The following is a 25,084-nucleotide window of genomic DNA, read 5'->3' as shown; positions in this document are numbered from 1 at the left end:
CCCCTCCTAATATTAATTGAACGGAAAAAAGGAGAGAAAAAGACTAATGCATAAGTGGAAAATTATTATTGTAGAGGATGAAATGTTAATATTGAAGTTTCTAACACGCTTGTTTTCTCAGCATCCAAATTTTGAGGTGATTGCTACCTTTTCATTACCAGAAAAAGCATTGGTGGAAATTCCATTACTACAAGCAGATGCTCTTCTATTTGATATTGAAATGCCTAGAACAACTGGTTTGGAATTAGCTGAAAAACTAGTATCATCAGGGATGGATGTCCCAATCTTTTTTTCAACTGCGCACCCGCAATATGCTTTAGAAGCCTTTCACGTACAAGCTCTACATTATATTTTGAAGCCTATGACAGTATCAAAAATTCAACAAATAGATGAGCGTCTTCAAAAATATTATGGTGTAAAAAGAGAATTGGAGAATGAGACAGAACCTATAATACAGGTGAAATTATTCGGTGAACCGATGGTACGTATAAATGATCAAGTTGTTGTAAAATGGCCTACAAAAGTTACGGAAGAATTATTTTATTACTTTTTATTACATGATAATCAAATTTGTTCTAAATGGAGGATTATTGATGAGTTATGGCCGAATATGGATGAAAAAAGAGGTTCAGCTAATCTATATAATACGATTTATAGAATCCGTCAATTATTCTCTGAGAAAAATGCTCCCGTACAAATTAATCGTTTAAATGATGGCTATATGTTTGTTACGAATAGTGCATTAGATTGTGATTATCATAGTTGGGTTAAGGAAATTAATCAGATTAGTAAAGGTAAAGTACAGATTACGAAATCAATTGTGGGAGAATTGTGTGATAAGCATTGGGGGGAATTACTTGAAACGAAAGGATATCTTTGGGCATTACCATTTCAACAACGAGTTTATGAAATGAAAAATCGAATGCAAGCTACTCTTTGATAAAGGTAATACCTCTTATTTTAAAGTCTTGTGTTATTTAGCGAATAGAGAGAAAAAAGTACTATATTTATAAAAAATAGTGCTTAATTTCCTAATTGTGAGAGTTTTTTGAGAGCCTCTTCTTATAAAGTGTTATTGAAAGAATAGGAGGGGGATTAAAAATGATTAAAAGGAAGCTATTTGTGTATTTAGTAGTAGTACTTTTTCTTTTGTCGTTGCTACCAGTTAAAACAAATGCGAATATGCTTTCAAAACAACTGAATAATTCAGGTGAATCACATGCTTCAATTATAGAGTCGAGAAATCTACAATCATCTTTGTCTGTTGCGGGAATAGTTGCCGATGTAGTCGATGGTAATATAAACGAGAATTCTCTCGCTCAAATTCAGGTAAAGAGAACAAAAGCTGCAAGTGGCATCGTAAAAGATGTACTTACCCTAGACTCAAACACAACTAGATAAATTATTAATAAACTACAAACTCAGACGATAAAAACACCGCGTGTTGTTATTCCAGATTCAAATGATAGTGTAACAGAAACGTTGGTTAACCTTCCAAAAGCTTCATTGAAAAATATTGCTGGTGCACAAGCAAATTTAGAAATTGAAACACATAATGCGCGCGTGTTTGCTCAATCATCATCAATTAAAGCGATGAATCAGGATGTATACGTTCACTTAATACCAGTTAAGAAAGAGTCAGAACGTAAGCTAATAGAAGAACATGTAAAACAGAAGGAAAACATTCGTGACATGATGAAGAACCCATCATCAGAAATAAAATTAGTTGGTCGTCCAATGAAGATGGAGACAAACATGCAAGGTAACTCACTTTCATTAACAGTTCCAATTGAAAGGTTTCTACCTGAGGATAGTCAGAAGAGAAACCATTTACTAGTTAATTTAATGATTTATGTAGAGCATCAAGATGGAACGAATGAAGTAGTTGGGGGACGAATTGTTGAAATGAAAACAGGAGAAGTAGGTGTGGAATTTACTGTTGACGAATACTCTATGTTTACACCAGTTTATGTTGATGGAGCTGCTGATTATTTTACAGAAGGGCTGAATGTGAAAGAACATCAACCATATATTTCTGGATATAGCGATGGTACTTTTCGACCAACTGCTATCGTAACACGAGCCCAAATGGCAGCGATGCTTGTTCGTAACTTACAGTTAATACACGCTGGTAATAGGAATTCATTGTATGAGGATATTCAAAACTCTTTCGCGGGCGATGAAATTGAAATTGCTTCGGCATTAGAGCTTATGAAAGGCTATAGTGAAAAGAAATTCGCTCCAAGTGAAAAAATAACGCGAGCTCAAATTGCTGTTAGTGCAAGTCGTTGGATGACGAAAGAATGCACGAAACAAGTTGATCAACCGGCATATTGTGTGAAAAAAGCTGGAGTATATAAATATCGTGATGTTCCTAATTCTCATTGGGCGATACAAGAAATTCAACAAATGAGCCGTGCTCAAATGATGAGTGGATTTTTAAATGGGACTTTTAAGCCTGAGGAACCATTAACACGTGCTCAAGCAGTGAAAATCATAAATCGTTTGTTTACTAGAGGGGAGATTTCAGGTATTAGGTCTTCACCTTTTAAAGATGTACCAACTTCACATTGGGCATTTCAAGATATAGTTGAAGCTTCAACGAGACATCTAACCATTAATTGAGAGTAATTTAATGAACAGGCTATAAATAATTGATAATGTTTTAAGATGACTTTGCGCATATGAAAAGAAGTCATCTTTTTGTATTGACTATTAATTGTGAGGAAGAAAGTGATTTCTAACAATAGAGCTCATAACAATTAGAAAATTGGATTTGAAAACATAAGAGCTGTGCCAAATGTGAGATGAAATCACTTTGGCACAGCTCTTATGTATTTTCAAAAAACATTTCTCGTAACTCTTCTTCAGTTATTGTATAAGTACCTAGTCGAAAAGCGGCAGATACTTTTGTATTGCCAAATCTTTGTCCAATGACTAGATAATCGGTTTTTGAGGTTACGCTTCCAGTCATGATTCCACCATGCTTCGTAATTTCAGCAGCAATTTCTCTTCGAGTTTTGGAAAGAACACCTGTAATTACAAAGGTTTTTCCATGTATGGGGTGTACGGCTTTAACTGTCAACTGTGTCACAATCCTTTTTAATGAATAAACAATATCATCTATTATAGCGAAAAATAGACTTTATACATACACCGTCTTTTTCGTTATGTATTTAACTTTTTTAAGTGAATCCTTTTTTTGGTTAAATTCGTCTATTGATTAAACAAGGGGAAGTAGCGAGCATTTATTATGAAAACTGGGGAATGAACGAAATTCAAGCGGGCTCCGTATATTTTATCTATAAGAAGATGAAAAATGGTTGGGAGCGAATGAATCAAGAGCTAGCTTTTACTGATATTTTAATGACTTTACAACCAACTGCTATTCATGTAGAACATATTGATTTAAAAGGATTAAAAGAAGGCTCATATAAGATTATAAAAGGATTTTATCGTGATATACGGATGGGGAATACGGGTTTTCAATTAGGTGTAGAATTTAAAATTAGTAATAAGGAATCTAAATAATGAAAGAAGGCTGTCCTTGTGATAGCCTATTTATTTTGAGTGAAGCGGATGGTTATTGACAAATTATAAACGTTTTAATAATATGTTTAATATATAATAAACTTTTTAAGGTTGTGTTTATAAATGGAGATTTCGGAACTATTTTGGAATGCATCAGTTGAAGAACTGAAACAAGGATATGTATGTGAGAATGATACATATACTTGTTTGCTATGTGGAGAGAAATTAGAGAAAGGCGTAATTTATCCACACGAAAATGTATTATATGATGCGAAAAGATATATGCGTGTTCATATTCAAGAAGCTCATGGCTCTGTATTTGAATATTTAATTGGTTTAGATAAGAAGTTGACGGGATTAACAGACCATCAAAATAAGCTTCTACAATTGTTTTATCAAGGAAAAAGCGATTCAGAAGTACAGAAGGAATTGGGGATTGGTAGTGCTTCGACAATTCGTAATCACCGTTTTGTATTGAAGGAAAAGGAAAGACAAGCAAAGACTTTCTTAACGATGATGGAGTTGTTAAAGGAAAAAGATCAATATGCACCTGCTTTTGTTTCACCTCCTAAAACAGCAAAAATGGTAGATGACCGATATAATTTCACTCAAGAAGAGCAAGAGAAGGTTGTGGCAAAATTTTTCCCTGAAGGAACGAATGGAAGTTTGATTAGATTTCCACTGAAACAAAAGCAGAAGTTAATTGTGCTACAAGAAATTGTAAAACGTATTGAAAATAATCGAATTTATAATGAGAAGGAAATTAATGAAATACTTCAAACTATTCATGAGGATTATGTAATGTTAAGAAGATATTTAGTCGAATACGGGTTTCTTGACCGTAAGTCTGATGGTAGTGAATATTGGTTGAAACAATAGATGAAGGAGAATGAAAATGGAAAGAAAAAAGGAATTGAAACAACTTTATAAGGAAACACCAATTGAAGCTGGGGTGTATCAAATTACGAATACGAAGAATCAAAAGATATTTGTAGCAAGTACTCGAAATTTGAAAACATTGAATGGTGTTAAGTTCATGCTGAAAAATGGTGGGCATATGAACAGCCAGCTACAAGAGGATGCGAAACAATTTGGTGCGGATATTTTTGAATTTGAGATTTTAGAAGTTCTCAAGAAGAAGGAAACAGGTTTTTTTGATGAGAAAAAAGAGTTAGAAAAACTAGAAGAAAAATGGATAAATGAATTACAGCCATTTGGTGAACGTGGGTATAATGCCTAGAATAATGGTTAAATCTTTATCATTTAAAGGGAAAGCGAGAAAAGGATTGTCTTTTCTCGCTTTTTGATATTTATTTTCGAATAGCCAAATGAGCGAAATGAAAGTGATCGAATGCATGCATTTCATCTTCTCTTGTTGAAAAAAACATATCTTCAATTTGTTCGGGCGATAAGTTTTCATAGAGTAACATTTGAGAATTTTGAAGTTCAATATCTAGTGTTAATGGATCAAAGCCTGTAATAATATGTTCTCCTGTTGCAGCTGTAATTTGTCTCATCTTCATTATTTTGTCAGATGCGCAATCATCGTTAAAAGCGTCATTATCTAAGTAATCGAATACGACGGAGCTTCCATTTGGCGCAATTTCTGCAATTGTTGAAAGTAGTTTGAAAAAGTCAGGTTTATTTAAGTACATGACTACACCAAGAATACTAAAATAACTGAATGCATCTTTGTTGAATCCGTGTTTCATTAGTTCATGTTGTAAAGAACGATGAGTAAAATCAACGGGAACAAACTTTACATTCTCAGGAATTAGTATGCCCATTTCTTTCAGACGTTGTTGTTTAAATTGTTGAGTGGCAGGGTGATCTACTTCATAAATCATAAAGTCTTCTGGTAAGTTTTCTTGTCTATAAGCAAAGGTATCCATACCAGCACCTAATATAACATATTGCTTAATACCCCTTTTAATCGCCGATATAAGTTGATCCTCAGCATATCTTGATCTGCTCACTAATTGAGGAATACATTGTGTATTCATAACCCAACTTAATTTCTCATCTGTGGTTAAAGGAGCATTACTTGGCTCAGGATGAAAAAAATGATAGGCATTTGCCCAATTTGTAGCGATTAGCTCTTGTTCATCTTCTTTGATTAAAGATAAGGCGAGTGTATCGTTAAATATAGGATTCTTACTTTGTAATGCGTGATATCCTCTTGCAAAGCAACTAACTAACGCGGTTAAACTTTCTTTATTATTTTCCATAACAAACGCCACCCTTATATGATAGTTTAAGAACGCAGAAAAACTCCTAATGATATTCATTAGGAGTTTATTATATTGCTGAAAATTAATGTTGTAAAGTTATTAAAATTTAATCATAACACATAAATATTTTCTTGTCAATGTTTTTTTAATCCTCATGATCAATTTCTACTACGCCAGTTCTTGCGCTTACTTTTACAACATTTAATAAATTTTCTGGTGTTTTGATTTCAATTTCATATTCGAATTCAGAACGTGGTAAGTTATCATCTTCAAGCTCAAAGTCTTTAGTTATGCTAAGAATTTCACCTTGTGATTGTGATAAGGCAATTTCACGCACTTGTTTCTCCGTGTAATTTTCATTTTTCTTAGCATAATTGTAACCAATACCATAATATCCACCCGCAATAGCGATACCAATTATGAATACAGTAACAATACTTATGATTATTTTCTTTTTATGTTTAAATAGTTGATTTAACATTTTCATTCACTCCTCTATTATTAATCGTCAATCCCAAATCTTATTTCGAGCGCATTTTCCGCTTGATCTAGTTGATCTTCAAGTGCATCTAATTTTCTTTCTTGTGTTTGATATTGTTCAGCGGTTAGATTACCTGCGTGATAATCTGCTTCTAGCTGGTCGTCATATGCATCCATGCTGTCATCTAATTGTTCAATTTCTTGCTTAACTGCTAAGTACGTATTTAAGTTCTCATCTTTTGTTCCAATTGGTTTTGTGCTTTCTGCTTTTTTAATCATTGCAGCAACTTCGGCTGAGAAGTCTTTTGGTTGTTGAGTATTATTTGTAGTAGGCTGTTGTTGAACAGTTTCTGTTTGTTGTTCATTATTGCTTGCTTGAGGTTGTTGTACTTTTGTGTCTTTATTATTCTCATCGGAGCATGCTGTTAAGAATAAACATGATATTGCCCCAATCATCATCCATTTTTTCATCGTGTCTTCCTCCTTATAAACTGTGTTTCCTTTTCCTTGTCTTTATCATACCGAGCGAACATTAAAGGACGATTAATGTGAAAAAAATTACATGATATAATAAGAAAAACCGTCACCGGTCTTTTTCGATTGATGCCTACGCTCCTTGATTTACTCTCAAACGAAAAAGAGCTATGCGGCAGAAAAACCGTCACTGGTCCTCCTTGATTTAGAATTTGTTTCTAATCTTTCTTTAATATTTTGAGATTATAGTGATACATATAAATGAGAAGAAAAGGAGATTACGTATGCGAATTTTGATTGTTGAAGACGAACAAGACTTACAAAATATATTAGTAAAACGATTAAATGCAGAACATTATAGTGTTGATGCATGCGGTAATGGAGAAGATGCACTAGACTATATCCGTATGGCTTCTTATGACATAATTGTCCTAGACATTATGATTCCAAGAATAGATGGTTTACAAGTGTTACAAAGAATGCGAGCGGAGAATAATACAACGCCTGTCCTCATATTGACAGCGAAAGATTCGATAGATGACCGAGTGAAAGGGTTGGATTTAGGGGCAGATGATTATTTAGTGAAGCCATTTGCTTTTGATGAACTACTAGCAAGAATTCGAGTGCTAATGCGAAGACAAACTGGAAATACATCGAATATTTTTGAAATCGATGATTTAGTAGTAGATTGTAATACGCATAAAGTGACTAGAGGTAATCAAGTAATTGAATTATCGAGTAAGGAATTTGCTATTTTGGAATATATGATTCGTAATAAAGAAGTTGTGCTAACACGAGATAAAATCGAGCAGCATGTATGGAACTATGATTATGAAGGGGGATCGAATATTGTTGACGTATATATTCGATACTTGCGTAAAAAAATTGACAGCCAGTTTGATACGAAGCTGATTCATACAGTTAGAGGTGCTGGTTATGTATTGAGAGTAGAGTCATGAACAGATTATCGATAAAAATGAGAGTGACCTTGTGGTATACAGGGCTGATTGTAATTATTATGGCACTGGTGTTAGCTTTTATTTTGGCATCGTCAGATAAAGTGTTACTTTTTAAAATGCAAAATCAATTAGAGAGTACGGTAAAAGAAACATTTGAAGATATTGAATTCAAGCATGGCAAATTAGAGATTGATGATGATGTAGAGTACTTTGAAGATGGTGTAAGTATTCTCATATACAATAATCAAGGTGAGCTACTTAAAGGGAGTATTCCTTCAGGCTTTAATGAAACAACATCTTTGAAATCGGATGAATTACAAACAATAAAAGAAGGTAACAAAGAGTGGATGGTCTATGATTATTTTCAAGGGAAGGAGCGGGTTTGGGTTCGTGGTTTGATGACGAAGAATCAATTATCATCAGCTATGAATGCGATAATAATCGTAACTCTCATCTCGTTTCCTTTTCTTATACTCATTGCGGCAGTTGGTGGATATTATATTACACGTAGAGCTTTTCGTCCTGTTCAGCAAATGATTGATTCAGCAAGTGAAATTGGTGATGGCAAGGATTTGTCAAAGCGAATCAACTTGCAAGGTTCATCGAAGGATGAAATTTATAACTTAGCAAAAACCTTTGATAATATGTTTGAACGATTACAAAATTCTTTTGAAAGTGAAAAGCAATTTACTTCTGATGCATCTCATGAGCTGAGAACACCAACTTCCGTCATTATTTCACAATGTGAATACGCTTTATCACAGAGTGATAATCCGAAAGAAATAGAAGAATCACTTGAGGTTATTTTGAAACAGTCTCGAAAAATGTCTGCGCTCATTTCTCAGTTGTTATTATTAGCACGTGCTGATCAAGGGAAACAGAATACGTTTATATTTGAGCGAATTAATATGAGTGAACTAACAGAAATAGTCGTAGAAGAATTACAGTTAATGGCTCAGGATGCTTCTATTAATATAACAGCAAATATTGAAGAAAATCTTTTTATGAAAGCAGATCAAACATTGATGACAAGATTGCTTATGAATTTGATAAATAATGCGATTGCCTATAGTAAAGAAAACGGTCATGTGAATGTACGTCTATTTAGTGAAGGAAACAACATTATAGGTAAGATTTCAGATGACGGTATAGGGATTAGTCAACAGCATATCACTAAAATATGGGATAGATTCTATCGAGTCGATGAATCACGAACAGCTTCTAATAATGGAAACACAGGTCTAGGATTATCCATGGTGAAATGGATTGTTGAATTACATGGTGGGACTATTACTGTTGAAAGTGAATTAGGTGTAGGCAGTACCTTTACTTTTCGACTCCCAATTGAGAAACAAGCATAAAATTATATGCTTGTTTTTTTGTATGTCGATTGCACGCTCATTATTGCAGGATATTAAACATTTCTGTCGTATATTTACATATAAAGTTTTTGTAGGGAAAATATTCAAAAATAAAAGTTCATGCAAATAGAGGGGGAAACGATATGGTAACGGAAGGTACATTACTATGGCAACCAAACAATTTTATAAAAGAAAACGCTTACGTAAGTAAGTATATGGAATGGCTCCGTCAAACAAAGGGATTACAGGTTGAAGATTATCAAGCTCTTTATCGTTGGTCTGTGAATGAACTTGAATTGTTTTGGAAATCGATTTGGGAATACTTCGATATTCAATCTTCTACTCCGTATGAAAAGGTGTTAGTAAATAAAACAATGCCGGGAGCAAAGTGGTTTCAAGGGTCACATGTGAATTTTGCACAGCATGTATTAAGACAAGGAGAGACTAACAAGGTAGCGATTCATCATCAATCTGAAATTCGTGGTCTGGAAGGCATGACGTGGGATGAATTAAAGAAGCAAGTGCTTATTATAGCAACGGAACTCCGAATAATGGGTGTTCAACCTGGTGATCGAGTAGCGGCATACTTACCAAATATACCAGAGGCTGTTGTCGCAATGCTGGCTTCAATGAGCATTGGTGCTGTTTGGACGAGCTGCTCTCCTGATTTCGGAAATCAAAGTGTGCTTGATCGCCTTCAACAAATTGAACCAAAAGTGTTATTTGCAGTTGATGGTTATAAATATGGTGGACAATCGTTTGATCGAAGAGTGGAAGTACAAGCGATTATTGAACAGCTTCCTAGTTTAAAAGAGGTCGTTTATGTAACGCATCTTTATCGAGAGGAAAATCAAGCAATAGTAGATGCGAAAAACTGGAGTGAATTACTAAACCAACCTGAAATACCATTTTCTCAATTTAGATTTGAAGGAGTACCTTTTGATCATCCTTTAAGTATTATGTATTCATCTGGAACAACTGGTATTCCGAAGGCTATCGTTCATAGTCACGGTGGGATGTTATTAGAAGCTTATAAAGTATTATCTCTTCACGCTAATCTTGGGCCTGAGAGCTGTATTTTCTTCTATACATCAACAGGATGGATGATGTTTAATATCTTAACATACGCATTGCTGACAGGTTCGGCTATCGTTCTTTATGATGGCAATCCAGGCTATCCTCATTTAGGGACGTTATGGGAGATTGCTGAAAAAACCAAAACAACAATGTTTGGTGCAAGTCCGATGTATGTGAATTTAATGAAAAAAGTAGGGCTTTCACCAAAAGAAAAATATAATCTTTCGCATATGCAAAGTGTGATGCTAAGTGGAGCGCCTTCGGGTCCTGAAATTTTTGAATGGATATATCAACATGTGAAACAAGATTTATGGCTTACTTCTCAAAGTGGTGGAACCGATATTTGCTCTGGGTTTGTTACAGGTATACCAATTGAACCTGTTTATGCTGGTGAAATGCAAGTCCGAGCTCTTGGTGTAGATGTTCATGCTTATAGTGATGAAGGTGAAACGCTAATTGACGAGGTTGGTGAATTAGTTGTTCTTCAACCGATGCCTTCTATGCCTATATACTTTTGGAACGATGATAATAATGAGCGTCTAAATGAAAGCTACTTCGAAACATTTGCTGATATTTGGCGTCATGGTGATTATTTGAAAATCACATCAAGAGGAACATGTATAATTTATGGGCGTTCTGATTCAACATTGAATCGTAACGGTGTACGCATGGGAACGAGTGAAATTTATTCAGCTGTTGAATCATTAGAACAAGTTCAAGATAGTATGATTGTAAACTTAGACCTTGAGGGAAGTAATTCTTTCATGCCGTTATTCGTTGTGTTAAAGCAAGGTGCTGAGTTAGATAATTCATTGAAGAAAAAAATAAAAGAAAGTATTCGCACACATTGTTCACCACGTCATGTACCAGATGGAATCTTCCAAATCGTACAAGTACCTTACACATTAACAGGCAAGAAAATGGAAGTACCTGTTCGTAAGATTATTATGGGAGTACCAATGGAAAAAGCAGCAAATCAAGACGCGATGGCTAATCCAACATCTTTAGATTACTTCAAAGACTTCTCCGAAACACAATTGAAACAAATTATTTCCAAATAGATTAGTAGAAAAGGGCTTTCGAATGGTGTTTTAAATCACTGTTCAATGCCCTTTTACGCTTAGTTAAAGCTTATAATAAATAGTAGGATAAGAGAAAATTCAGGAGGTGTAATTTGATACAAATACATAATCAATCGGAAATACTTGTGATTGTTATTCATGAAATATATGGGTTGAATCAACATATGCAGGATGTATGTAATGTATTTGCTGAAAATGGTTTTGATGTGCTTTGTCCGAATTTATTACATAGAGAAGAGCCTTTTAGTCATGATGAGGAAGAGATAGCTTATAACTATTTTATGAGAAACATTGGTTTCATGAACGCTACGAATAAAGTAAAAGAATTAGTAAAGGAAATGAACACACAATATCGAGCTGTGATTTTGATTGGCTTTAGTATTGGCGCGACGATAGCTTGGCTAAGTAGTGAGGAAGAAGGTGTTAATGGTGTAGTAGGATTCTACGGCTCGCGTATAAGAGATTACTTACACATAACACCTCAATGTCCTATATTACTTTTCTTTCCAAAAAAAGAGCCATCCTTTCAAGTTGAAGCGTTGCTCTCAAAATTAATACAGAAAAATATTGAATGTGTTATGTTGGAAGGTCTTCACGGATGTTTGAATCCATATGCTCCTAAATATGATGAGCAGTCTGCGCAAATGGCGTTTCGTAAAGTGACGAACTTTTTATCTCGATTTTGTGGGCAATAAATAGAAACTCGCTGATTAAAGATACATTTCACTAGCAAGTGTGAAAAAAGTCATCAATTCATAATTATTCTTGATAGAATACTACATTATTATAGAATTGTTAAAGAAGGCTATAGAAAAGAAAACGCCTGCTGATTTATATAATATTCAATTACATGTAATAATTAGGATAATATTAACAATATATGTATGGTAAAATTATGTAAAATAACAAAGGGGAAAGCATCATGATTTTAAAAAGAAACAACCTTCACCACGTCTGGCTTGCTTTATTTTTGTTAGTAGTAGGATCTAATATTGCCATTTATCATACAACATTGGGAACTAGTATCTTAACAGAAAGCGCTACTGGTGCAGTTATTGGTTCTATAATTGATTTAACCATCGTTGCACCACTATTAATACTTAGGTGGAAACGTAAGTGGAACTGGAAATTTACAGTTACTTTAATGGCATCAGGTCTGATAATTACGAGATTTGTAATTCCAATGGAATATTTAGAGCCTTTTGCAGCGGTTACGTGGATTGGGTTTGCTGTAGAGGGAGGAATTGTTTTATTGGAGGTTCTCGTTCTTGTAACATTGTTTAAGCATTTACCTGCTATTGTGCGAAAAGTGAAAGAAAGTTCGCTGCCAGTGGTTTTTTCATATGCAAAAGCAACGGATGAGAAAGTGAAAAGTATTCCAATTATTCAAATCATATGTTCGGAATTATTGATGTTTTATTATGCGCTTGCTAGTTGGAGAACAAAGCCGATTCTGAATGAATCATCATTTACCGTATATCACAAATCAAATGTCATTACGTTTCAAGTGATGCTTATTCATGCCATTGTTCTAGAATCTCTTGGGCTGCATTGGTGGTTACACAATCAATCACTTCTATTGTCAGTGATTTTATTAGTAATCAATATATACTCTGTTATTTTTATATTAGGTGATATTCAAGCTTTACGATTAAATCCATTACAATTGGCAGAGGACCGTATGTATATTTCACTTGGCTTAATGAAGCGTATGGAAATTAAATACGAGGATATTGAGGAGCTTGTAGCTGATTCTGAAACACTAGAGAAAAAGCTACCTAAAACCACAATTGACTTCATGGCTCGTGATTTTGAACAAATCACTCCCCACTTGATTTTGAAGTTAAAGCGACCTGTAGAAGCAACACTTTTCATGGGGATTAAAAAACAATATGAAGAAGTTGCAATCAGAGTTGATGAGCCAGAGAGATTTATTCGTATGTTAATAGATAAGGGTAATTTGAATGAATTTAAATAATCTATGTATGGTTCAGAGCCTATATCAAAAGTGATAATCTCTCACTATTGACATAGGCTCTTTTTGAGTGGGTGTAAAAAAATCTGTAATAATTTAATCAAAAAAACGGTGCCGTTTTTTCTATATAGAGGATTCCCTATTGAGAAATAGGGAGATTACGAATATTCTTTTTGTTTGACTTTATTATAGTAGAGGTAGGGGAATCAATAACGTCATTCAGATTATATATTACAACGAGAGGATGAAGGAAAAGATGAGAATTACCAAATGGACACCAGAAGATGAAGCCTTTTGGAATGCGGAAGGTAAGCGACATGCGAATAGAAATTTATGGATTTCAATACCTGCACTTTTTCTTGCATTTGCTGTTTGGCAAATATGGTCGGTTGTTGCTGTTCAATTAAATGAAGTAGGATTTAACTTTAGCTCTGATGAATTATTTACATTGGCTGCTCTTCCAGGTTTAGCGGGTGCAACTTTACGAATATTCTTCACCTTTATGCCTGGAATTGTTGGAGGGAAGAACTGGACTGTAATCAGTACTGCTGCTTTACTTATTCCTGCAATAGGAATTGGTATTGCTGTTCAAAATCCTGAAACTAGCTTTACAACAATGGCTATTTTAGCAGCGCTTTGTGGTATTGGAGGCGGTAACTTTTCATCTTCAATGGCGAATATTAGCTTCTTCTATCCAAAGAAATCAAAAGGTACTGCTAATGGTTTAAACGCAGGAATCGGTAATCTTGGCGTAAGTGCTATTCAGTTTTTAACACCAATTGTTATTACTTTAGGAGCATTTGGCGGTTTCGTAGGTGCTTCACAATTAAAAGCAGATGGAACAGAGATTTGGTTACAAAACGCAGCTTTCATATGGATTATTCCTATAGCTATTACTGCTATTGCGGCACTATTTGGAATGGACAACCTACCGAATACTAAGCAATCTCTTAAAGATCAAGCAGCTATGTTTAAGCATAAACATACATGGATTATGACTTGGTTATACACAATGTGTTTTGGATCTTTTATCGGTTTTGGTGCAGCGTTCCCATTATTGATTAAACAAGAGTTTCCTGAAATCACAATTCAATTAGCCTTCCTTGGACCTTTAGTTGGTGCAGCAGTTAGACCTGTCGGAGGATGGGTTTCTGATAAACTAGGAGGAGCAATTGTTACATTTTGGGACATCATTCTTATGATAATAGCTACTTTTGGTGTTATTTATTTCATTAATGCTCACAATTTCACAGGTTTCTTAATTATGTTCTTAGTTCTTTTCTTTACAACTGGTATTGCAAACGGATCTACTTTTAGAATGATTCCGATGATTTTTGATGCGAAGTTAGCGGCACCTGTACTAGGGTTTACTGCAGCGATTGCGGCTTATGGGGCTTACTTTATTCCTAAAATCTTTAGTTGGTCTATATCTAAAACAGGATCTGTAAGTTTATCACTATACATTTTAATTGGATACTACGTAATCAGCTTATTTATTTGTTGGTACTATTATTCTAGAAAAAATGCAGAAATTAAATGCTAATAGATTCAATGGTTTGGTTTGGTCATACAACTTTTACAGGAGTTGAAAATACTAATGAGTAATAATACTAGCTTTTTGAAAAGTGGTCACTTACCGACATTGTTATCTTCTTTTCTATATTTTGATGTCAGTTTTATGATATGGGTTATAGTCGGTTCCCTATCAACCTTTATGGTTCAAGATTTTGGTTTAACCGATGCACAAAAAGGATTAATGGTAGGGATACCTATATTAGGGGGTTCACTACTAAGGATTCCAATGGGGTTACTTGCGGATCGTTTTGGTGGAAAAAGAATAGGGGCCATCGGTATGATTTTAACGATGATACCATTATTGTGGGGATGGCTGTATGGAAACTCTTTAAATGAAGTTCATGCATTTGGTTTTTTACTTGGAATTGCTGGTGCTAGCTTTGCAGTTGCTTTACCTTTGGCGAGTCGCTGGTATCCTCCTGAACATCAAGGTTTAGCAATGGGAATAGCAGGTGCTGGTAATAGTGGAACAGTACTAGCAACATTGTTTGCTCCACGAATTGCTGAGGCATTCGGCTGGCATGCAGTATTTGCTATAGCACTTATTCCGTTAGTTATCGCGTTTATCGTATTTATAATTTTTGCAAAAGATTGTCCTAACGCAGTAAAACCAATGACAATTGCTCAGTATTTATCAATTGTAAAGATTAAGGAAACATGGATTTTAAGTTTCTTTTATAGTCTATCATTTGGTGGATTTGTTGGTTTAACTAGCTATCTTTCTATTTACTTTGTCGATCAATTTGCAGTAAGTAAAGTTACAGCAGGGGATTATGTAACAATGGCTGTTCTTGCAGGAAGTTTTATAAGACCGATTGGCGGATATATGGCAGATAAATTAGGAGGAATGGGTCTTCTTCTAAAACTATATGGATTATCAGCAGTTATTCTAGCTGCTATAGGATTTATTCAAGTATCAGCTGGTGTATCACTAGTCATGTTTATTCTGTTAATGCTTGTATTCGGTATAGCAAACGGAGCTTTATTCCAAGTAATTCCTACGAGATTTCCAAAGAAAGTTGGAATTTTCACAGGTTTCGTTGGAGCTGCTGGTGGATTAGGTGGTTTCTTTTTACCGAATATTCTTGGGACATTTAAAGAAATGACAGGATCTTTCTCATTCGGATTTTGGTGGATTGGGTTAACATATATCGTTTCTCTTATATTAGTAATGTGGTTAATGAAGGATTGGAAAAAACAAGGTTATTTGAAAAAAGTAAGCTAAATAACTTACAGTGATAGGAAGAACATGAATAGTCATAGTTGCTTGCAGATCCTTAACAGAAGATGAGCTAAGCCCTTTCAAGGGATAATTTGAAAGTACGTTTATTTTGTACACTATTTCAGATTAGTCCTTGAAGGGGCTTTATTATTTACTAAAAATGTATGCAGACTTCATTGATCTTCTTTCTATTAATAGATAGCATGTATATTTTTGCTAGATAGGGGATTTCCCTCGAAAAATAGAAACTTCCCTAATAGTATTCCCCCTATAATTGTTCAATAATGAGCATATAAGAATGAACAAACAATTGATTCCCTATCAATCTATTTCATTCTGCAAAAGGAGTGGTTTTGTCCGATGAAAAACAAATTTGGACTAAAATTCTTTAAACCGACAGAGCGTTTTTCTGGAGACTGGTCGATTCTTGAAGAAAAGAGCAGAGAATGGGAAAACATGTATCGTCAACGCTGGTCACATGACAAAGTTGTAAGAACAACGCATGGTGTTAACTGTACAGGTTCTTGTAGTTGGAAAGTATTTGTTAAAAGTGGAATTATAACTTGGGAAAATCAGCAAATTGATTACCCTTCATGTGGTCCTGATATGCCAGAATTTGAACCGCGTGGTTGCCCTCGTGGAGCATCATTTTCTTGGTATGAATATAGCCCGTTACGTGTGAAGTATCCTTATGTTCGTGGGAAACTATGGCGTATGTGGCAACAAGCATTGAAAGAACATACAAACCCAATTGATGCTTGGGCTAGTATTGTAGAAAATCCTGAAAAATCAAAAGCATATAAGCAAGCTAGAGGTAAAGGTGGACATGTTCGTGTTAAATGGGAAGATGCCAACCGATTAATTTCTGCTCAATTAATTTATACAATTCGTAAATATGGTCCAGACCGTATTGCTGGTTTTACACCAATTCCAGCGATGTCGATGATCAGTTATGCATCTGGTGCTCGTTTTATCTCTTTATTAGGTGGAGAAATGTTAAGTTTCTACGATTGGTATGCTGACTTACCACCTGCATCTCCACAAATTTGGGGAGAACAAACCGATGTGCCTGAATCAAGTGATTGGTATAACGCCGGTTATTTAATTATGTGGGGCTCTAATGTACCTTTAACACGTACTCCAGATGCTCACTTTATGACAGAGGTTCGTTATAAAGGCACAAAAGTTGTCTCTGTTGCGCCGGATTATGCTGAGAATGTTAAATTCGCTGATAATTGGTTAGCTCCAAACCCAGGTACGGATGCTGCAGTAGCGCAAGCTATGACGCACGTTATCTTAAAAGAGTTTTACGTAGAACGTCAGGAGCCAATGTTCTTGAACTATGCAAAACAATATACAGATATGCCTTTCTTAATCATGTTAGATGAACATGAAGGAAGCTTAAAAGCAGGTCGCTTCTTACGTGCAAGTGATTTCGGTGAAACATCACAACACGCTGAGTGGAAGCCAGTAATCTTCGATAAAACAGCGAATGAAATCATCGTTCCAAACGGTACGATGGGACAACGTTGGGAAGAAGATAAGAAGTGGAACTTAATTCTTGAACGTGAAGATGGAACAATGATTGAGCCAGCTTTATCTATTGAAAAGCATGAAGCTGAGTGGAATGAAATTGTATTCCCGTTCTTTGATAATAAACAGAATGGCACATTCAAACGTGTTATTCCAACGAAAAAAGTGAAACTAGCAGATGGAACGGAAAAGTTAGTTGCTACTGTTTATGACTTAATGTTGAGTCAATATGGTGTAAGTCGTATCGACAGTGAGTTTAACGCGAAAAGCTATGAAGATGCAGCATCTCACTATACACCAGCATGGCAAGAGCAACATACAGGTGTTAAGCCATCTCTTGTTGTTCAAGTTGCTCGTGAATTTGCGCAAAACTCAATTGATACAGAAGGTCGCTCAATGATTATTATGGGAGCGGGTGTCAACCACTGGTTTAATAGTGATACGATCTATCGTTCAATACTTAATCTAGTCGTGTTAACTGCTTCTCAAGGTGTTAATGGTGGTGGCTGGGCGCACTATGTTGGACAAGAAAAATGTCGTCCAATTGAAGGCTGGTCAACAGTTGCGTTTGCTAAAGACTGGCAAGGTCCACCACGCTTACAAAACGCTACATCATTCTATTATTTTGCAACGGATCAATGGAAGTATGAGGAGACCGGTGTAGATGCATTGCAGTCACCAACAAGTAGAGATATTCGTTATAAACATCCTGCTGACTATAATGTATTGGCTGCTCGTCTAGGTTGGCTTCCTTCATATCCACAGTTTAATAAGAGTAGCTTGAAGTTTGCAGAAGAAGCGAAAGAGCAAGGAAAGACAACGAATGAAGAAATCGTAAAACATGCTCTAAATCAAATTACTTCTGGAGCAACGCAGTTTGCAGTGGAAGATCCAGATGCACCTGAAAACTTCCCTCGTTCTTTATTTGTATGGCGCTCGAACTTAATTTCAAGTTCAGCTAAAGGACAGGAATATTTCATGAAGCATCTACTTGGAACACATAATGGTTTATTATCTCAACCAAATGTAGATGAGAAACCGGAAGAAATTACATGGCGAGAAGATGTAGAAGGTAAATTAGACCTTTTAGTTGCACTTGATTTCCGTATGACAGCAACACCGATGTATGCAGATGTTGTGTTACCTGCTGCTACTTGGTATGAGAAGACAGATATATCTTCTACAGATATGCATCCATTTATTCACCCATTTAATCCGGCGGTAGACCCACTTTGGGAATCTAGATCGGATTGGGATATTTATAAAACACTAGCGCAGACATTCTCTGAAATGGCGAAAACACATCTTCCAGGTGTGCATAAAGATGTTGTAACATCACCACTTGGACATGATTCAATCAATGAAATCGCTCAACCTTATGGCGTTATTAAAGATTGGAAAAAAGGTGAAATCGAAGCGATTCCAGGCAAAACGATGCCAGGGCTTGCTGTAGTTGAACGTGATTATACGAAGATTTATGACAAGTTTATTACGCTAGGACCTAACTTATCGAAAGGGAAAGTCGGCGCTCATGGTGTTAATTTCTCAGTAGCGGAAGAATTTGAAGAATTAAAACATGTAAATGGTATGTATTCGGATGAATCAATTAAAAATGGTTTACCTAAATTACAATCAGCTCGACAAGCTGCAAATGCCATCTTAAATCTATCTTCTGCAACAAATGGTAAAGTATCTCAACGTGCTTGGGAAGCGGCTGAAGAAGATACAGGCGTAGAGTTAAAAGATATTTCAGCGGACCGTGCTGCGGAAAAAATTACTTTTGAAAACATTACAGCACAGCCACGTGAAGTAATTCCGACACCTGTATTCCCTGGTTCTAATAAAATGGGTAGACGTTATTCGCCATTTACAACGAATATTGAACGTCTTGTTCCATTTAGAACATTAACAGGAAGACAGCATTTCTATATTGACCATGAAATTTTCTTGCAGTTTGGTGAAGCTTTACCAGTCTTTAAACCAACATTACCACCAATGGTATTTGGTTCGAAAGATAAGCAAATTATTGGTGGACAAGATTCACTAGTACTTCGTTATTTAACTCCACATGGTAAGTGGAATGTTCATAGTATGTACCAAGATAATCAACACATGCTGACATTATTCCGTGGAGGTCCAACGGTTTGGCTTAATAATGAAGATGCTGATTCAAATGATATTAAAGATAATGATTGGCTTGAAATTTATAACCGAAATGGTGTTGTTACAGCGCGTGCAGTAGTCAGTCATAAAATGCCTAAAGGTACGATGTTCATGTATCATGCACAAGACAAGCACATCAACGTTCCAGGTTCGGAAATTACAAATGAACGTGGTGGTAGCCATAATGCACCAACTAGAATTCATGTGAAACCAACACAAATGGTTGGTGGCTATGCACAATTAAGTTATGGATTTAACTATTATGGTCCAATCGGAAATCAGCGGGATGTATATGTTGCAGTCCGCAAAATGAAGGAGGTAAAGTGGCTTGAAGATTAAAGCGCAAGTAGCAATGGTATTGAACCTTGACAAATGTATCGGATGCCACACCTGTAGCGTGACTTGTAAAAACACTTGGACGAATCGTCCAGGTGCAGAATATATGTGGTTTAACAATGTAGAGACAAAACCAGGTATCGGTTATCCAAAGAGATGGGAAGATCAATCACAATACAAAGGTGGTTGGGAATTAAAGAACGGAAAGCTAGATTTAAAAGCAGGTAGTAAATTATCAAAAATTGCTTTAGCGAAGATTTTCTATAATCCTGATATGCCTGAGTTAAAGGATTACTATGAGCCTTGGACATATAATTACGAGCATTTAACAAATGCTGGTGAGAAAAAACATCAACCAGTGGCACGCCCACACTCTGTTATTACAGGTGAAAAAATGGATTTAGAATGGGGTCCTAACTGGGAAGATGATTTAGCGGGTGCTCATGTTACAGGTCCGAAAGACCCTAATATCGAGAAAATCGAAGAAGATATTAAATTTAATTTTGAACAAGCATTTATGACGTATTTACCACGCCTATGTGAACATTGCTTGAACCCAGCTTGTGTAGCATCTTGTCCGTCTGGTGCAATGTATAAGCGTGATGAGGACGGCATTGTGTTAGTAGACCAAGAGGCATGTCGTGGATGGCGCTATTGTATGACTGGATGTCCTTATAAGAAAGTGTATTTCAACTGGAAAACGAATAAAGCAGAGAAATGTACATTCTGTTTCCCACGAATTGAAGCAGGGTTACCGACTGTATGTTCTGAAACATGTACAGGACGTATCCGTTATCTAGGCGTTTTATTATACGATGCTGATAGAGTATCAGAAGTAGCATCAATTCAAGACGAAAAAGAACTATACAAAGCACAATGTAGTTTATTCCTTGATCCAAACGATCCAAAGATAATCGAACAAGCGAAAAAAGACGGTGTAGCAGATAAGTGGATTGAAGCTGCGCAAAATTCGCCAGTTTATAAGTTGGCAATTGAGTACAAGCTAGCATTCCCACTTCACCCAGAATATCGTACACTTCCTATGGTTTGGTATGTTCCACCGCTTAGTCCGATTATGAGTTATTTTGAAGGTAAGGATTCAATTCAAAATCCAGATTCAATATTCCCAGCTATTGAAGAAATGCGTACGCCTATTCAATTTATTGCGAATATGCTTACAGCTGGTGATACGGTAACTGTAAAAGAATCATTACAAAAAATGGCGATGATGCGTCTGTATATGCGTGCTAAATCATCTGGTAAAGAATTTGATGAATCGAGATTAGAACGTGTAGGATTAACCGCTGCGCAAATTGAAGCGATGTATCGTTTATTAGCAATTGCTAAATATGAAGATCGTTTTGTTATTCCAACGTCTCATAAAGAGGCTCATTTGGACCCTTATCGTGCACAAGGTATGGAAGGCTACAATATGGATTGCGGCGGTTGCGGAGTAATGAGTGGTTCAACAAATAAGAGTGGTAAAGAAATTTACGAAGAAAACTTCTATGGAGGAATTTGGCGTGATTAGTTTACAGAAGCTTTATGAACATAAACATGCTTTCGGTTTCTTTGCTCAACAGTTGAGTTATCCAGAAAAACTCCATTTTCATCCGATGGTTTTTGAGGAGTCATTTGACTCCTCAGAGCCAGGATATGAAGATATTAAAAAGTATTGGAATTTAATACAAGAATATAGCTTAGAAGAAATTGAAGAAATGTATGTAAAAACATTTGATTTTGATAAGAAATCTACGCTTTATATGACGTATTTTAAATTTAACGATACGAAAGAACGCGGACAAATGCTTGCAAAGCTTAAAGTAATGTACGAAATGTTTGGACTAGATATGGCAAAAGAAGAACTTTCTGATTACCTCCCATTAATGTGCGAATTTTTATTCGCTGCAGAATGGTCAGGAGATCAAAGAGCACAAGAAAGTTTTGATATGATGCTTGCAGTTTTAGAAGATGGAACGTATCATCTTTTACAATCGTTAAAGGACAGTGATACACCATATTTCTATTTAATTAATGCGTTACGTGAGACGTTTAAAGCCTGTATTGAACAGGAGGAGCAGTGATGAATATGATCGAACAATTTCTATGGGTAATAGTGCCTTATCTTGCTGTAGCAACATGTATTGTCGGGCATATATTCCGATATAAGACAGATCAATTTGGTTGGACGGCTAAATCAAGTGAATTTGTTGAGAAGAAACAGTTAATGGTTGGTAGTATACTGTTTCATATTGGGGTTATTCCAGTAATATTAGGACATGTTGCTGGACTTGTTATTCCTAAAGAATGGTTGCATGCTATTGGAGTAAATGACCATTTATATCATATTGGAGCAGTATATATTGGTAGTATATTTGGATTTATTACATTGGCCGGTATGATTGTATTAACATCTCGTCGATTTACTAAAAAGAGCGTTCGTCAATTAAGCTCAGTATCTGACCTGATTGTTAACGTTTTATTATTATTCATTGTGATTATGGGTACGTATAGTACGGTTGTAACTAATGTTGTTGAGCCAAGCTTTGATTATCGTGAAACGATTTCTGTATGGTTTAGAAATCTCTTTATCTTTAGTCCTGATGCTTCATTAATGGCTAATGTGCCACTAAGTTTTAAAATTCATATTCTTACGGGACTATTTATTTTTGCAATGTGGCCATTTACTCGACTTGTTCACGTGTGGAGTGTTCCTGTTAGCTACATTAATAGAAGTTATATTATATATAGAAGAAATAAAAGATAAAGAAGAGGGGCTAACCTTCTTCTTTTTTATCTTTTGTAGTTATATTACAATAATATAAGATTATATTTACTGAAATTGAATAAAAGAGAACTCTTACTAAAGTGCGCTCTATATGAAGGAGTGTTATGTATGAATGAACAAGCTAATTTAAAAATTCAGCAAGAGCTAGATCATATACGTAATGAATTTGCGTTTGATTTAGTTACATTAACAATAGTGCAAAAAAATATAGAATTTCCTACATTAAAGTGGCATTATGCTTCTGGAAACTTGAATAATCGATATAAACGAATCGTTTTACAATCCGGTAAAGGAATAGCAGGTATTGTTTATAAAACAGAAAAACCATTATTGATGAAAAATATTACACAAGAAGTGCCTCATTCTGAGTTAATTAGTTATCCAATAATCATTTCTGAACGATTAAAAAGTTTAGGAGCTATTCCGTTATTTCACCAAGGCTGTTTAGTAGCAATCCTGTTAGTAGCTTTTCGCTATGAAGATGGCGTTACGGAAGAATTATTTCGTGAATTTAAGCAAAAAGTCATTCCTGAATTTGAATCATTTTATTCTGAGGAGATGAAGAGCTTTGATTTGTCATAATGGTTTTCAATTAAATGAAGCTATGATGAATCTATATCATAATAGCTCTGCTGGAATATTATTTTTTGATCAGGATTCACAACTACTTGCCATTAATCCAGTTGCTGAATCATTATTAGATTTAGATAGTATGGATTGTACACAATTGAGACAATCTCAGTCGATTTGTCACTTTTGTAAAGGGTTTACAAGTGAGGAAGAACAGCAAACATGCTTGAAGTGTTATTTAAAGGAGCCAAATCAAAATTTCTCTTCTTTCCAAATATATTTACAAACAAAAAAAGATGGTGTTTTACCCTTTACTGCAAGCTTTACTCTCATCGATGAAGAGAATGGAATTAGTGTTTTAACGGTTCTAGATGTGACAAAACAATATAAAACGAGAGAGATGCTGTATGAGAGAAATCGAATGAAAAATGTGATTAAAGCTCAGGAAAATGAAAGAAAGAGAATTTCTCGTGATTTACATGATGGTGTTGCACAAGAATTATTAAGTACATTAGTGGATATACGTTTATTGAAATATATGAATTTGGATGAAGATGTTCAAGGTAAACTAAAACAAACTGAGACAGCTTTATCAAGAATATTAGATGATATACGAAATATTTCTGTTGAATTACGACCAGCGGCTTTGGATGACTTAGGATTAGAAGCAGCTTTTCGTTCTCATTTCAAATGGGTAGAAAATAATTATGGAATTGTTGTTTTATTTACTTCGGCATTATCTGCTGCTCGTTATAGTAATGAAATAGAAACAGTTGTGTATCGAATTGGTCAGGAAGCAATCCTTAATGCCACCAAATATGCAGATGTAGATCAAATCGAAGTAAACTTATTCGAAGAGAATGAGAAGCTACATCTTATAGTGAAGGATGAAGGAACGGGATTTGATGTAAATGCAATCGAAGTAAAAGGAACGGGACTTGGTCTTTATGGAATGCGTGAGCGGGCAGAGCTTGTTAATGGTAATTTGACAGTTAAATCTGAAGTTGAGAAGGGGACAGCTATACAACTCAGTATCCCTTTGTTTTTGAATCAAACAGAGGAGGAAATGAAATGATTAGAATAGTTATTGCGGATGATCACGCTGTTGTACGAAGTGGTTTTTCGATGATTTTGAACTATCAAGTAGACATGGAAGTTGTGGCAACAGCGGCTGATGGAAAAGAAGCCTATTCTATGGTAGCGGAGTATAAACCTGATATTCTTCTGATGGATATTAGTATGCCTCCAGGAGAGAGTGGTTTAATTGCGACCGGGAAAATTAGTCAAGATTTTCCAGATACAAAAATCATCATTTTGACGATGTTCGATGAAGAAGAATATTTATTTTATGTATTGAAAAATGGAGCATCCGGTTATGTGTTAAAAAATGCCCCTGATGAAGAATTAGTGTCAGCTATTCGTAAGGTTTATGAAGGGGGTACATATATTCAACCGAAAATGGCAACATTGCTCGTTCGTGAAGTATTTAAGAATAATGAAGATTTAGATGAACATGATCCATTTAAAGTACTCTCTCAACGCGAGTTAGAAATATTAACACATGTGGCAAAAGGCTACGGTAATAAAGAGATAGCAGAAAAACTATTTATATCTGTTAAAACAGTGGAAGCACATAAGTCGAAAATTATGGAAAAGCTTCATTTGAAAAGTAGACCAGAAATAGTGGAATATGCGTTAAAGAAGAAGTTATTGGATTTTTAAAGTAA

At 35.3% G+C, this 25,084-nt stretch carries 24 protein-coding genes; 20 read left to right on the top strand and 4 right to left on the bottom strand.

Translation table 11 applies throughout. The features are described 5' to 3' along the window. The first annotated feature begins 46 nt into the window (after window positions 1-46). From TX86_RS13415 to TX86_RS13405, 3 genes are all read left to right on the top strand, one after another. A complete protein-coding gene (locus TX86_RS13415; RefSeq protein WP_052343663.1) occupies window positions 47-940 on the top strand; it encodes a response regulator in 894 nt (297 codons plus the stop codon). A 161-nt stretch (window positions 941-1,101) separates the two neighbouring features. After that, window positions 1,102-1,401 (top strand): hypothetical protein, encoded by a 300-nt coding sequence (locus TX86_RS13410; RefSeq protein WP_042349291.1) that lies wholly within the window; start codon window positions 1,102-1,104, stop codon window positions 1,399-1,401. Between the two features lie 81 nt (window positions 1,402-1,482). Then, complete coding sequence (locus tag TX86_RS13405; protein WP_042349290.1) at window positions 1,483-2,625, top strand: S-layer homology domain-containing protein; 1,143 nt, start codon at window positions 1,483-1,485, stop codon at window positions 2,623-2,625. A 205-nt stretch (window positions 2,626-2,830) separates the two neighbouring features. Here TX86_RS13405 and TX86_RS13400 read toward each other — a convergent pair whose 3' ends face one another. After that, a complete protein-coding gene (locus tag TX86_RS13400) occupies window positions 2,831-3,085 on the bottom strand; it encodes a BRCT domain-containing protein (protein ID WP_042349289.1) in 255 nt (84 codons plus the stop codon). Between the two features lie 134 nt (window positions 3,086-3,219). Between TX86_RS13400 and TX86_RS13395 the strand changes: the two genes are divergently transcribed. From TX86_RS13395 to TX86_RS13385, 3 genes are all read left to right on the top strand, one after another. Next, entirely contained in the window at window positions 3,220-3,531 is a 312-nt protein-coding gene (locus TX86_RS13395; protein ID WP_154663111.1) for an immunoglobulin-like domain-containing protein, read from the top strand. A gap of 123 nt (window positions 3,532-3,654) precedes the next feature. Then, window positions 3,655-4,410 (top strand): DUF2087 domain-containing protein, encoded by a 756-nt coding sequence (locus TX86_RS13390; RefSeq protein ID WP_042349287.1) that lies wholly within the window; start codon window positions 3,655-3,657, stop codon window positions 4,408-4,410. Window positions 4,411-4,426: 16 nt separating this feature from the next. Next, window positions 4,427-4,771, top strand: coding sequence for a GIY-YIG nuclease family protein (locus TX86_RS13385; RefSeq protein WP_042349286.1), 345 nt, complete (start codon window positions 4,427-4,429; stop codon window positions 4,769-4,771). A 70-nt stretch (window positions 4,772-4,841) separates the two neighbouring features. Here TX86_RS13385 and TX86_RS13380 read toward each other — a convergent pair whose 3' ends face one another. The 3 genes from TX86_RS13380 to TX86_RS13370 form a co-directional block, all read right to left on the bottom strand. After that, window positions 4,842-5,759, bottom strand: coding sequence for a class I SAM-dependent methyltransferase (locus TX86_RS13380; protein ID WP_042349285.1), 918 nt, complete (start codon window positions 5,757-5,759; stop codon window positions 4,842-4,844). A gap of 148 nt (window positions 5,760-5,907) precedes the next feature. Then, a complete protein-coding gene (locus TX86_RS13375) occupies window positions 5,908-6,249 on the bottom strand; it encodes a PepSY domain-containing protein (protein ID WP_042349284.1) in 342 nt (113 codons plus the stop codon). A 14-nt stretch (window positions 6,250-6,263) separates the two neighbouring features. Then, window positions 6,264-6,713 (bottom strand): hypothetical protein, encoded by a 450-nt coding sequence (locus TX86_RS13370; RefSeq protein ID WP_042349283.1) that lies wholly within the window; start codon window positions 6,711-6,713, stop codon window positions 6,264-6,266. 287 nt (window positions 6,714-7,000) lie between these two features. Between TX86_RS13370 and TX86_RS13365 the strand changes: the two genes are divergently transcribed. The 14 genes from TX86_RS13365 (at window position 7,001) to TX86_RS13300 (ending at window position 25,079) form a co-directional block, all read left to right on the top strand. Further along, window positions 7,001-7,675 carry a response regulator transcription factor gene (locus TX86_RS13365; protein WP_042349282.1) on the top strand — a complete coding sequence of 225 codons (675 nt, stop codon included), beginning with the start codon at window positions 7,001-7,003 and terminating at the stop codon, window positions 7,673-7,675. Further along, entirely contained in the window at window positions 7,672-9,036 is a 1,365-nt protein-coding gene (locus TX86_RS13360; RefSeq protein ID WP_042349281.1) for a sensor histidine kinase, read from the top strand. Before TX86_RS13365 ends, TX86_RS13360 begins: the two co-directional genes overlap by 4 nt. A 143-nt stretch (window positions 9,037-9,179) precedes the next feature. After that, the gene (locus TX86_RS13355; RefSeq protein ID WP_042349280.1) at window positions 9,180-11,174 is read left to right on the top strand and encodes an acetoacetate--CoA ligase; all 1,995 of its coding nucleotides are present in this window, start codon (window positions 9,180-9,182) and stop codon (window positions 11,172-11,174) included. 113 nt (window positions 11,175-11,287) lie between these two features. Next, window positions 11,288-11,890, top strand: coding sequence for a dienelactone hydrolase family protein (locus TX86_RS13350; RefSeq protein ID WP_042349278.1), 603 nt, complete (start codon window positions 11,288-11,290; stop codon window positions 11,888-11,890). Between the two features lie 227 nt (window positions 11,891-12,117). Further along, the gene (locus TX86_RS13345) at window positions 12,118-13,173 is read left to right on the top strand and encodes a hypothetical protein (protein WP_042349277.1); all 1,056 of its coding nucleotides are present in this window, start codon (window positions 12,118-12,120) and stop codon (window positions 13,171-13,173) included. A 253-nt stretch (window positions 13,174-13,426) separates the two neighbouring features. Beyond that, a complete protein-coding gene (locus tag TX86_RS13340; RefSeq protein WP_042349276.1) occupies window positions 13,427-14,713 on the top strand; it encodes an MFS transporter in 1,287 nt (428 codons plus the stop codon). A 54-nt stretch (window positions 14,714-14,767) separates the two neighbouring features. Continuing rightward, window positions 14,768-15,970 carry a nitrate/nitrite transporter gene (locus TX86_RS13335; RefSeq protein WP_042349275.1) on the top strand — a complete coding sequence of 401 codons (1,203 nt, stop codon included), beginning with the start codon at window positions 14,768-14,770 and terminating at the stop codon, window positions 15,968-15,970. A gap of 357 nt (window positions 15,971-16,327) precedes the next feature. Further along, the gene (locus TX86_RS13330; protein ID WP_042349274.1) at window positions 16,328-20,002 is read left to right on the top strand and encodes a nitrate reductase subunit alpha; all 3,675 of its coding nucleotides are present in this window, start codon (window positions 16,328-16,330) and stop codon (window positions 20,000-20,002) included. Next, entirely contained in the window at window positions 19,992-21,530 is a 1,539-nt protein-coding gene (gene narH, locus TX86_RS13325) for a nitrate reductase subunit beta (protein ID WP_042349273.1), read from the top strand. Before TX86_RS13330 ends, narH begins: the two co-directional genes overlap by 11 nt. Then, a complete protein-coding gene (gene narJ / locus TX86_RS13320) occupies window positions 21,523-22,083 on the top strand; it encodes a nitrate reductase molybdenum cofactor assembly chaperone (RefSeq protein WP_042349272.1) in 561 nt (186 codons plus the stop codon). The genes narH and narJ overlap by 8 nt, the downstream gene beginning before the upstream one ends. Beyond that, window positions 22,083-22,766: a respiratory nitrate reductase subunit gamma gene (gene narI, locus TX86_RS13315; RefSeq protein WP_042349271.1), complete on the top strand. Its 684-nt coding sequence runs from the start codon at window positions 22,083-22,085 to the stop codon at window positions 22,764-22,766. Before narJ ends, narI begins: the two co-directional genes overlap by 1 nt. Window positions 22,767-22,895: 129 nt before the next feature. Next, on the top strand, window positions 22,896-23,369 hold the full coding sequence (locus TX86_RS13310; protein ID WP_042349270.1) for a GAF domain-containing protein: 474 nt from the start codon (window positions 22,896-22,898) through the stop codon (window positions 23,367-23,369). Then, on the top strand, window positions 23,356-24,432 hold the full coding sequence (locus TX86_RS13305) for a sensor histidine kinase (protein ID WP_230203617.1): 1,077 nt from the start codon (window positions 23,356-23,358) through the stop codon (window positions 24,430-24,432). The genes TX86_RS13310 and TX86_RS13305 overlap by 14 nt, the downstream gene beginning before the upstream one ends. After that, on the top strand, window positions 24,432-25,079 hold the full coding sequence (locus TX86_RS13300; protein WP_042350475.1) for a response regulator transcription factor: 648 nt from the start codon (window positions 24,432-24,434) through the stop codon (window positions 25,077-25,079). The genes TX86_RS13305 and TX86_RS13300 overlap by 1 nt, the downstream gene beginning before the upstream one ends. The last annotated feature ends 5 nt before the right edge of the window (window positions 25,080-25,084 follow it).

Source organism: Bacillus massiliigorillae, from assembly GCF_000380245.2.
Classification (GTDB): Bacteria; Bacillota; Bacilli; order Bacillales; family DSM-1321; genus Bacillus_AD; species Bacillus_AD massiliigorillae.
Note: the sequence above shows the minus strand (reverse complement) of the source record. Positions and strands in the feature narration are given on the sequence as shown.

What these genes read in the sequence shown, in the direction of transcription:
- TX86_RS13415 (WP_052343663.1), top strand. Translation starts at nt 47, where the DNA reads ATGCATAAGTGGAAAATTATTATTGTAGAGGATGAAATGTTAATATTG.
- TX86_RS13410 (WP_042349291.1), top strand. Translation starts at nt 1,102, where the DNA reads ATGATTAAAAGGAAGCTATTTGTGTATTTAGTAGTAGTACTTTTTCTT.
- TX86_RS13390 (WP_042349287.1), top strand. Translation starts at nt 3,655, where the DNA reads ATGGAGATTTCGGAACTATTTTGGAATGCATCAGTTGAAGAACTGAAA.
- TX86_RS13385 (WP_042349286.1), top strand. Translation starts at nt 4,427, where the DNA reads ATGGAAAGAAAAAAGGAATTGAAACAACTTTATAAGGAAACACCAATT.
- TX86_RS13380 (WP_042349285.1), bottom strand. Translation starts at nt 5,759, where the DNA reads ATGGAAAATAATAAAGAAAGTTTAACCGCGTTAGTTAGTTGCTTTGCA.
- TX86_RS13375 (WP_042349284.1), bottom strand. Translation starts at nt 6,249, where the DNA reads ATGAAAATGTTAAATCAACTATTTAAACATAAAAAGAAAATAATCATA.
- TX86_RS13370 (WP_042349283.1), bottom strand. Translation starts at nt 6,713, where the DNA reads ATGAAAAAATGGATGATGATTGGGGCAATATCATGTTTATTCTTAACA.
- TX86_RS13365 (WP_042349282.1), top strand. Translation starts at nt 7,001, where the DNA reads ATGCGAATTTTGATTGTTGAAGACGAACAAGACTTACAAAATATATTA.
- TX86_RS13360 (WP_042349281.1), top strand. Translation starts at nt 7,672, where the DNA reads ATGAACAGATTATCGATAAAAATGAGAGTGACCTTGTGGTATACAGGG.
- TX86_RS13355 (WP_042349280.1), top strand. Translation starts at nt 9,180, where the DNA reads ATGGTAACGGAAGGTACATTACTATGGCAACCAAACAATTTTATAAAA.
- TX86_RS13345 (WP_042349277.1), top strand. Translation starts at nt 12,118, where the DNA reads ATGATTTTAAAAAGAAACAACCTTCACCACGTCTGGCTTGCTTTATTT.
- TX86_RS13340 (WP_042349276.1), top strand. Translation starts at nt 13,427, where the DNA reads ATGAGAATTACCAAATGGACACCAGAAGATGAAGCCTTTTGGAATGCG.
- TX86_RS13335 (WP_042349275.1), top strand. Translation starts at nt 14,768, where the DNA reads ATGAGTAATAATACTAGCTTTTTGAAAAGTGGTCACTTACCGACATTG.
- TX86_RS13330 (WP_042349274.1), top strand. Translation starts at nt 16,328, where the DNA reads ATGAAAAACAAATTTGGACTAAAATTCTTTAAACCGACAGAGCGTTTT.
- narI (WP_042349271.1), top strand. Translation starts at nt 22,083, where the DNA reads ATGAATATGATCGAACAATTTCTATGGGTAATAGTGCCTTATCTTGCT.
- TX86_RS13310 (WP_042349270.1), top strand. Translation starts at nt 22,896, where the DNA reads ATGAATGAACAAGCTAATTTAAAAATTCAGCAAGAGCTAGATCATATA.